The following is a 9,409-nucleotide window of genomic DNA, read 5'->3' as shown; positions in this document are numbered from 1 at the left end:
TCAAGCCGCACACCTCGGTCAGTCCCCTCTCCCTCCGGGAGAGGGTTAGGGTGAGGGGCTCTTGATCTTAAAACACAAAAAAAACCGCAACCCTAAGGTTGCGGCTTTGTCTTTTCAGCCCTTCAGATCAATGCGCAAACAGCGAATTACCCTTCTGCCCCGCCAGTTTCTCCGGCTTGATCAGGAACTTCGCCAGTGCCGGCAACAGCCACAGAGCACCGAACATGTTCCACAGCAGCATGAAGGTCAGCATCAGACCCATGTCGGCTTGGAACTTGATCGCCGAGAAGATCCAGGTGCACACGCCGATCGCCAGGCACAGGCCGGTGAACAGCACCGCTTTACCGGTGGATTTCAGCGTCTGGTAATAGGCTTCCTGCAGCGGCAGGCCGGCGCGCAGGAAACTTTCCAGACGGCTGTAGATGTAGATGCCGTAGTCGACACCAATCCCCACACCCAGCGCCACCACTGGCAACGTTGCGACTTTCACGCCGATGCCCATGAACGCCATCAGCGCGTTGCCGAGAACCGAGGTCAGCACCAGCGGCAGGACGATGCACAGGGTCGCCGCCCACGAACGGAAGGTGATCATGCACATCACCGCCACGCAGATGTACACCAGAACCAGGATAGTCAGCTCAGCCTGTTTGATGACTTCGTTGGTGGCCGCTTCGATCCCGGCGTTACCGGCAGCAAGGATGAATTCCAGGCCGTCCTTGTTATTTTCCTGGGCAAATTCCTGCACCGCGTGCACCGCACGATCGAGGGTTTCGGCCTTGTGATCGTTGAGGAACACCAGCACCGGCGCCAGCGAGCAACTGTTGTTGTACAAGCCATCGGCACGGGCAATCGAGTTGTTCAGCACGTCCGGGTTGCGCGACAGGGTTTCCCATTTCAGGTTGCCCTCGTTCATGCCCTTGATCATCTGCTTGGACACGGTCACCAGCGAGATCGCCGACTGCACGCCCTCGGTGTTCTGCATCTTCCACATCAACTGATCGATCGGCGCCATGGCTTCATAACGCGAACAGCCTTCGGCTTTGGTCTTGACCATCACCACCAGTACGTCAGAGCTGGTGGAGTAATTGCTGATGATGAAGTTGTTGTCCTTGTTGTAGCGCGAGTCCGGACGCAGTTCCGGTGCGCCCTGATCGAGGTCGCCGATTTTCAGGTTCTGGCTGTACCAGAGGCCGCCACCGAAGGCGATCAGCGCCAGCACCACCGAAATGCGTGCGACTTTCGGGTTGGCGAAATTCGACAGCAGGCGCCAGAACGGGTGTTCGCGGTTCGCGTCTTTCTTGCTCTTGGCAATCGCGCGCTTGCTGATGCCGACATAGGAAATCGCCACCGGCAGCAGAATCAGGTTGGTGAAGACGATCACCGCCACGCCGATGGAGGCGCCGATGGCCAGTTCACGGATCACGCCGATATCGATGATCAATAGCGTGATGAAACCCACCGCATCCGCCAGAATCGCGATCATCCCCGGCAGGAACAGTTGCCGGAAGGTCCGCCGCGCTGCGGTCAGCGCGTTTTCGGCCTCACTGGATTGCAGGGCGATACCGTTGATCTTCTGCACGCCGTGGGAAATACCGATGGCGAAGATCAGGAATGGCACCAGCATCGAATACGGATCAAGCCCGAAGCCAAAGAAGTGCATCAGACCAAGCTGCCAGACCACCGCCACCAGCGTCGTGCTCAACACCGCAATGGTGCTGCGTACGCAGTTGGTGAACCACAGCAGCAGAATCAGGGTAATGACGAAGGCGATGCCGAAGAACAGCACGACCATCACCAGACCATCGATCAGGTCGCCGACCTTCTTGGCGAAACCGACGATGTGGATTTTGACGTTGGGGTTCTGCGCTTCGAACTTGTTGCGGATCTTGTCTTCGAGTTCATGGGAGAACTTGCGGTAGTCCAGCGCGAGCAACTTGCCCTGGTCTTCCGGGTCCGGGTAGGACTCCAGCAGCGGGATGTCGACGATGCTCGACTTGAAGTCGTTGGCCACCAGACGCCCGACCTGGCCGGACTTGAGCACGTTGTTGCGCAGCAGATCGAGGCTGTCCTGCGAGCCGTTGTAGCTCTGCGGGATCACTTCACCGCCGGCAAAACCCTCTTCGGTCACTTCGGTCCAGCGTACGCTCGGACTCCACAGCGACTTCAGCCCGGAACGGTCAACGCCGGAGATGTAGAACACCTCGTCGTTGATCTGGCGCAGGGTCTCCATGTACTCCTTGGAGAAGATGTCGCCGTCCTTGGCCTCCACCGAAATCCGCACGGTGTTGCCCAGGTTCGCCAGATCGTTGCGGTGCTCCATCATCTTTTCGATGAAGGGATGCTTGAGCGGGATCATTTTTTCGAAACTGGTCGATGGCCGGATCAGCGTGGCCTGCCAGAACAGGAAAATGCTCACCACCAGACAGATCAGGATCACGGCCGGGCGGTTGTTGAAAATCAGGCGTTCAAGAAACGTCGCCTTGTCCTGCTGAGGAGTGATCAAGGAAGTCATAGCCCCGCCTTCTTGTTATTGATCTCGGCACCGTTTGGCTGCGTGGTGTGAAGCCCACCCTGCCCGCTCAGAATCAAGTTGCCGTCGCCGGCAGCGGTGACCGATGACAGCGAGATGCGGTCCGGACGGTTGAACACGCTGAAGGTCTCGCCGTTGTCACTGCTGCTGATCACCGAACCGCCGTTGCCGACGATGACGATCGAGCCGTCCTCGAGCAGGGTCGCACCGGACAGGCCGAACTCCAGGGCACCGCGCGCGGCTTTCAGTTCGACCTGTTCCCAGGTGCTGCCGAAATCGGTGGAGCGATAGAGGTTGCCGCGCAAGCCGTAAGCCAGCAGGGTTTGCGGTTGTGCCGTGCCGATCACGCCGAACAGCGAGCCTTCGTACGGGCCTTCGAGTTTTTCCCAGGTCTGACCGTCGTCGGCGGAGCGAAACATGCTGCCCGACTCGCCAACGATGAACAGCCCGGCATCCTTCACTGCCGCGATGGCGTTGAGGTGGAACTGGTCTTCGTTGTCGAGGCGGTCGCTGACGTCTTCCCAGTTCTTGCCGCCGTCGGTGGTTTCCAGCAGCGCGCCGTACGCGCCCACGGCAAGGCCGCTGTTGACGTCCTTGAACCAGACGTCGAGAAGCGGCGATTCACGTTTGAGGTCTTCGAATTGCTTGGTCCAGGTCAGACCGCCGTCTGCGCTGGCGAGGATTTGCGCGTCGTGGCCGACCGCCCAGCCGTGCTTGTCGTCGACAAAGTACACCGCCGTCAGCAGTTGCCGGGTCGGCACTTTGGCCTGGGTCCAGGTTTTGCCCTGGTCATCGGAATAGAGAATGTGCCCACGATCGCCGACCGCGACCAGGCGCGCGCCAGCGTGGACGACATCGAGAATCAGACTTTTCGCGGCTTTCGCAGATTCGGTGGCATAGACCACGTCAGCCGGGGCCTCGGCGGCAATCACAGGTGCCGATAACGTGGCAAAGCCCAGCAGAGAGAGTGCTGTGGCCAGCAACGCGGTGTTGCGTAACGCCGGCGGGCGGCAACGACTCATAGACCTTCCCCTATTTATTATTGTTAGGCCATCTGGCCTTCAAGGGCGCCGCAAGTGTGCTCCGCTGATGGCTGGTCAGAAGCATAGACCTGAAACCCGCAATCCAGAGCCACTTCGGAAGCTGGCTCATCCTATCGGGCTTTCGAAACGTCTGACAATCGGCGCCACGTTATCTTTTGTTAACCGCACGGAATGAACGCATCCCCTGTAGGAGCTGACGAGTGAAACGAGGCTGCGATCTTTTGATCCTGGCCTTTAAAGATCAAAAGATCGCAGCGTGCCGCAGCTCCTACAGGAATTTTGCGTTGTGATGACGGAGGATTCGTCGGATGGATGAGGGCAATCTTGCTAGGGGGACTTGCACGATTGGTATTATGGTATACCATCAGACGCACAGACACTCTCAATCCCTCAACGGAGCAGCTCATGAGTTTCGAAATTCGCAAGATCGTCAGCTATGTCGAAGAAACCTTCATCGAAGGCGGCAAGGCCACCGACAAGCCAGTGACCATGGTCGGCCTCGCCGTGGTGATGAAAAACCCTTGGGTGGGCAACGGTTTCGTGGAAGACCTCAAGCCGCAGATCCGCGCCAACTGCTCTGACCTCGGCGCACTGATGGTTGAGCGTCTGGTCGGCATCATCGGCGGTGCCGAGAAGATCGAGGCCTACGGCAAAGCCGCCGTGGTCGGTGCTGATGGCGAGATCGAACACGCCTCCGCCGTGATCCACACCCTGCGCTTCGGCAACCACTACCGCGAAGCCGTCAACGCCAAGAGCTACCTGAGCTTCACCAACAAGCGCGGCGGCCCGGGCACCTCGATTCAGATCCCGATGATGCACAAGGACGACGAAGGTCAGCGTTCGCACTACATCACTCTGGAAATGCAGATCGAAGACGCGCCGCGTGCCGACGAAATCGTCGTCGTGCTGGGTTGCGCCGACGGTGGTCGCCTGCACCCGCGCATCGGTAACCGCTACATCGATCTGGAAGAACTGGCCGCCGAAAAAGCCCAGTAATCACAATAAAAAGGCACTGCAGGAGCGCTCCATGATTCGGCTCACCGCTGAACTCACCCCGGCTGGCACCAGTTACCTGGCGACCGGCCAAGGCCAGCCCGTGGTTTTGATCCACGGCGTGGGCCTGAACAAAGAAATGTGGGGCGGGCAGATTGTCGGCCTGTCCAGCCAGTACCGGGTGATCGCCTACGACATGCTCGGCCATGGCGCGAGCCCGCGACCGGCCAGCGGCACCGCCCTGCTCGGTTACGCCGATCAGTTGCTGGAGCTGCTCGATCACCTGAATCTGCCGCAGGCAGCGGTGATCGGTTTCTCCATGGGCGGTCTGGTCGCGCGGGCCTTTGCCCTGCATTACCCGGAGCGCCTGCAAAGCCTGGTGGTGTTGAACAGCGTGTTCAACCGCAGTGAAGAACAGCGTGCCGGCGTCATCGCTCGCACCGCGCAAGCCGCCGAACATGGTCCGGACGCCAATGCCGAAGCGGCGCTGTCACGCTGGTTCAGCCACGAATATCAGGCGGCCAATCCGGCGCAGATCGCTGCGATCCGCCAGACCCTGGCCGGCAATGATCCGCAAGGCTATCTGACCACCTACGAATTGTTCGCCACCCAAGACATGTACCGCGCCGACGACCTGGGCAGCATTCAGGCGCCGACGCTGATCGCCACCGGTGAACTGGATCCGGGTTCGACCCCGGAAATGGCCGAGCAACTGGCCCGACGCATCCCCGGTGCGAAGGTTGCCGTGCTGTCTGAGCAACGGCATATGATGCCCGTAGAGTCGCCGCGTCTGGTCAATCAGACGCTGCTGGAATTTCTCGAATTCGCACACTCCCGACAAAACCATATAAAGGGGATCGTTGCATGACACTCGCACGCTTCCAGATGTGCATCGGCGGAGAATGGGTCGACGCCCTCTCCGGCAAGACTTTCGAAAGCCTGAATCCGGCCACGGCACAAGCCTGGGCCGAATTGCCTGACGCTGATGAAGCGGATGTCGAACGCGCCGTGCAATCGGCACAGACTGCTTTCGACAGCCCAGCGTGGCGCGGTCTGACCGCCACCGCGCGCGGCAAACTGCTGCGCCGTCTCGGCGACTTGATCGCCGAAAACAAAGAACAACTGGCGCAGCTGGAAAGCCGCGACAACGGCAAGCTGATCCGCGAAACCCGTGGGCAAGTCAGTTATCTGCCCGAGTTTTTCCACTACACCGCCGGCCTTGCCGACAAGCTTGAAGGCGGCACCCTGCCGCTGGATAAGCCCGATCTGTTTGCCTACACCGTGCATGAAGCAATGGGTGTGGTCGCCGCGATCATTCCGTGGAACAGCCCGCTGTACCTGACAGCGATCAAGCTCGCCCCGGCCCTCGCCGCCGGTAACACGATCGTGATCAAGCCGTCCGAGCACGCTTCGGCGACCATTCTTGAGCTGGCGCGTCTGGCCCTCGAAGCGGGGATTCCGCCGGGTGTGGTCAACGTCGTCACCGGTTACGGCCCGAGCACCGGCGCCGCCCTCACCCGCCATCCGCTGATCCGCAAAATCGCCTTCACCGGCGGCGCAGCCACAGCGCGGCATGTGGTGCGCAGCAGCGCCGAGAACTTCGCCAAGCTGTCGCTGGAACTGGGCGGCAAGTCGCCGAACATCATCTTCGCCGACGCCGATCTGGACAGCGCGATCAACGGTGCGATTGCCGGGATCTACGCGGCGTCCGGACAGAGTTGCGTGTCCGGTTCACGGCTGTTGGTGCAGGACGAAATCTACGACGAGTTCGTCAACCGACTGGTCGAACGCGCCCAGCGCATTCGCATCGGCAACCCGCAAGAAGACAACAGCGAGATGGGCCCGATGGCCACCGCGCAGCAACTGGCGGTGGTTGAAGGCCTGGTCGCTGATGCCATCACTGAAGGCGCGCGTTTGCGTACCGGCGGCAAGCGCCCGACCGATCTCGGCGAAGGCTGGTTCTATGAGCCGACGCTGTTCGAATGCGACCGCAATTCGATGAAGATCATGCAGGAAGAAGTCTTCGGCCCGGTGGCGTCGGTGATTCGCTTCAAAGATGAAGCCGAGGCACTGGCGATCGCCAACGACTCACAGTTCGGCCTCGCCGCTGGCATCTGGACGCGTGATTTGGGCCGGGCTCATCGCCTCGCTCGCGATGTTCGCTCGGGAATTATCTGGGTCAACACTTACCGTGCGGTGTCAGCGATGGCACCGATCGGCGGCTTCAAGAATAGTGGCTATGGACGCGAAAGCGGCATCGATTCGGTGCTGGCCTACACCGAACTGAAAACGGTGTGGATCAACCTTTCTCAGGCGCCAATGCCTGATCCGTTTGTGATGCGCTAGGAGTCCTGCGAAATGATCGAACCCGGCATTTACAAAGACGTCATGAGCTCGTTCCCGTCCGGCGTCACGGTGGTCACCACCCTCGACCCGGACGGCGGCATCGTCGGCATCACCGCCAGCGCCTTCAGCGCGCTGTCGATTGATCCGGCGCTGGTGCTGTTCTGCCCCAATTATGCTTCCGACACTTACCCGGTGCTGCGTGACAGCAAGAAGTTCGCGATCCATTTGCTGTCCGCCGACCAGACGGCTGAGGCCTATGCGTTTGCTGGTAAAGGCAAGGACAAGGCCAAGGACATCGAGTGGCATTTGAGCGAACTCGGTAACCCGATCTTGGCTAAAGCCACGGCGATCATCGAGTGCGAGTTGTGGCGGGAATACGATGGTGGTGATCACGCGATCATTGTTGGCGCGGTGAAGAACCTGATCCTGCCGGCGCAACCGGTGACGCCGATGATTTACCACAAAGGCAAGCTCGGGCCGTTGCCGACACTGGCCTGAAGCGACAATGCAGAACCCTGTGGGAGCTGGCTTGCCAGCGATGAGGGCTTAACATTCAACATTGATGTTGGCTGATAGTCCGCTATCGCTGGCAAGCCAGCTCCCACAGGGATTGAGGTGAGGCAAAGAATATGAGTAACGAAAAGTACGAAAAAGGCCTGAAAATCCGCACTCAGGTACTCGGCGAAGCCTACGTGCAGCGTTCTATAGAGAACGCCGACGACTTCACCCGTCCGCTGCAGGAAATGGTCACCGAATACTGCTGGGGCCATGTCTGGGATCGCGAAGGTTTGTCGCTCAAGGAGCGCAGCATGATCAACCTGGCGATGATCTCGGCGCTCAACCGTCCGCACGAACTCAAGCTGCATGTGCGTGGCGCCTTGCGTAACGGCCTGAGTCGTGAGCAAATACGCGAAATTCTGCTTCAGGTCGGCATTTATTGCGGCGTTCCGGCGGCCGTGGACAGTTTCCGGCTGGCCCGTGAAGCCTTTGCCGAAGCCGACGCCGAAGCCCCAGTTAACCCCTCGGCTGTTTAGATGCCCGTCTGGCATGGACAGCCAACCGAAAGAGCGGACCCCATGAAACGCCAGCCACTCGACGACAGCTTCAAGGTCAATCGCAACCCCGTTACCCTGCGCGAAATCGTGCTGGATAAACTGCGTAGCGCGATCATGAATTTCCAGCTCATGCCCGGCGATCGTCTGGTCGAACGCGATCTGTGCGATCGCCTGGGCGTTAGCCGCACATCGGTTCGCGAAGCCCTGCGTCACCTCGAATCCGAAGGTCTGGTCGAGTTCGCCGATGCGAAAGGCCCGCGTGTAGCAATCATCACCCTCGCCGATGCCGTCGATATCTACGAGTTGCGTTGTGTGCTCGAAGGCCTGATCGTGCAGTTGTTCACCCTGCGCGCCAAAGCCAAGGACATCAAAGCCCTGGAAAAAGCCCTCGACGAGAACCGCAAGGCGCTCAAGGACGGCGAACTGCAACAGGTGATCGACTCGGTGCAGGGCTTCTACGACGTGCTGCTCGAAGGCTCGGGCAACCATGTTGCGGCGACTCAGCTACGTCAGTTGCAGGCGCGCATCAGCTACCTGCGCGCGACCTCGGTATCGCAGGAAAACCGTCGCGGTGCGAGTAATCAGGAAATGGAGAAAATGGTCGAAGCGATCAAGAGCGGTGATCCGCTGGTGGCGCATCAGGCCTGTGTTGATCACGTTCGCGCTGCCGCTGCGGTAGCGCTCGACTATCTCAAGCGCAAGCAGGAAGAGACCGGCGCAACCCCGGCCATGACCCTGCCGATCGCGCTGAAAGAACCGCGTATAGGTCACTGATATGTTCAGCCCGAGCTATTGCCCGAAATGCGGTGGCCCTGACCTTGGTCAGCAGATACCGGCGGGCGATACGCACGAGCGCCTGATGTGCCGTGGCTGCGGCTACATCCACTACGTCAATCCGAAGATCATCGCCGGCTGCATCATCGAGCAGGATGGCAAATACCTGCTGTGCCAACGGGCGATTCCCCCGCGCCCGGGCACCTGGACGCTGCCGGCCGGTTTCATGGAAAGCGGCGAGACCACCGAGCAAGCAGCCCTGCGCGAAGTCTGGGAAGAAAGCGGCGTGCGCGCGGAAATCGTCTCGCCATATTCGATTTTCAGCGTGCCGAAGATCAGCGAGGTGTACATCATCTTCCGTGCGATCGCGCTGGAGATCACCGGGCAGTACGGGCCGGAGACCATGGATTACAAGTTCTTCGCGCCTGAAGACATTCCGTGGGAGCAGATTTATTACCCGGCGATCCGGCAGATTCTCGAGCGCTATATCGAAGAGCGTCAGGCTGGGGTGTATGGGATTTACATGGGCAATGATGACAGCGGCAAGATCCACTTTATCCGCTGATCTCATCCCCCTTGCCGGTGCCCCATCTGATCGTTCCCACGCTCCGCGTGGGAATGCAGCCCGGGACGCTCCGCGTCCCTTTCACAGCCGAACGCGGAGCGTC

General features: G+C 59.9%; 9 protein-coding genes. 7 read left to right on the top strand and 2 right to left on the bottom strand.

Features of this window, described 5'->3' with window-relative positions; genetic code table 11:
* Positions 1–127: 127 nt before the first annotated feature.
* Both PMI23_RS17085 and PMI23_RS17080 read right to left on the bottom strand, forming a co-directional pair.
* Entirely contained in the window at positions 128–2,512 is a 2,385-nt protein-coding gene (locus PMI23_RS17085) for an efflux RND transporter permease subunit (protein WP_007917988.1), read from the bottom strand.
* Positions 2,509–3,552: a WD40/YVTN/BNR-like repeat-containing protein gene (locus PMI23_RS17080; RefSeq protein WP_007917990.1), complete on the bottom strand. Its 1,044-nt coding sequence runs from the start codon at positions 3,550–3,552 to the stop codon at positions 2,509–2,511. The genes PMI23_RS17085 and PMI23_RS17080 overlap by 4 nt, the downstream gene beginning before the upstream one ends.
* Before the next feature lie 426 nt (positions 3,553–3,978).
* Here PMI23_RS17080 and PMI23_RS17075 point away from each other — a divergent pair, with 426 nt between their 5' ends.
* The 7 genes from PMI23_RS17075 to PMI23_RS17045 all read left to right on the top strand — a co-directional run bounded on the left by PMI23_RS17075 (position 3,979) and on the right by PMI23_RS17045 (position 9,306).
* Positions 3,979–4,569 carry an amino acid synthesis family protein gene (locus PMI23_RS17075; protein WP_007917992.1) on the top strand — a complete coding sequence of 197 codons (591 nt, stop codon included), beginning with the start codon at positions 3,979–3,981 and terminating at the stop codon, positions 4,567–4,569.
* Between the two features lie 31 nt (positions 4,570–4,600).
* A complete protein-coding gene (locus PMI23_RS17070) occupies positions 4,601–5,434 on the top strand; it encodes an alpha/beta fold hydrolase (RefSeq protein WP_007917993.1) in 834 nt (277 codons plus the stop codon).
* Complete coding sequence (locus PMI23_RS17065; protein ID WP_007917995.1) at positions 5,431–6,912, top strand: aldehyde dehydrogenase; 1,482 nt, start codon at positions 5,431–5,433, stop codon at positions 6,910–6,912. Before PMI23_RS17070 ends, PMI23_RS17065 begins: the two co-directional genes overlap by 4 nt.
* A 12-nt stretch (positions 6,913–6,924) precedes the next feature.
* On the top strand, positions 6,925–7,410 hold the full coding sequence (locus PMI23_RS17060; protein ID WP_007917997.1) for a flavin reductase family protein: 486 nt from the start codon (positions 6,925–6,927) through the stop codon (positions 7,408–7,410).
* A 131-nt stretch (positions 7,411–7,541) separates the two neighbouring features.
* Entirely contained in the window at positions 7,542–7,946 is a 405-nt protein-coding gene (locus tag PMI23_RS17055; RefSeq protein WP_007917999.1) for a carboxymuconolactone decarboxylase family protein, read from the top strand.
* Positions 7,947–7,988: 42 nt separating this feature from the next.
* Positions 7,989–8,741: a GntR family transcriptional regulator gene (locus PMI23_RS17050; protein ID WP_007918001.1), complete on the top strand. Its 753-nt coding sequence runs from the start codon at positions 7,989–7,991 to the stop codon at positions 8,739–8,741.
* A gap of 1 nt (position 8,742) precedes the next feature.
* Positions 8,743–9,306: an NUDIX hydrolase gene (locus PMI23_RS17045; RefSeq protein ID WP_007918003.1), complete on the top strand. Its 564-nt coding sequence runs from the start codon at positions 8,743–8,745 to the stop codon at positions 9,304–9,306.
* Positions 9,307–9,409: the final 103 nt, after the last annotated feature.

The organism is Pseudomonas sp. GM24, assembly GCF_000282235.1.
GTDB lineage: Bacteria > Pseudomonadota > Gammaproteobacteria > Pseudomonadales > Pseudomonadaceae > Aquipseudomonas.
This window is presented reverse-complemented; position numbering and strand designations above follow the sequence as displayed.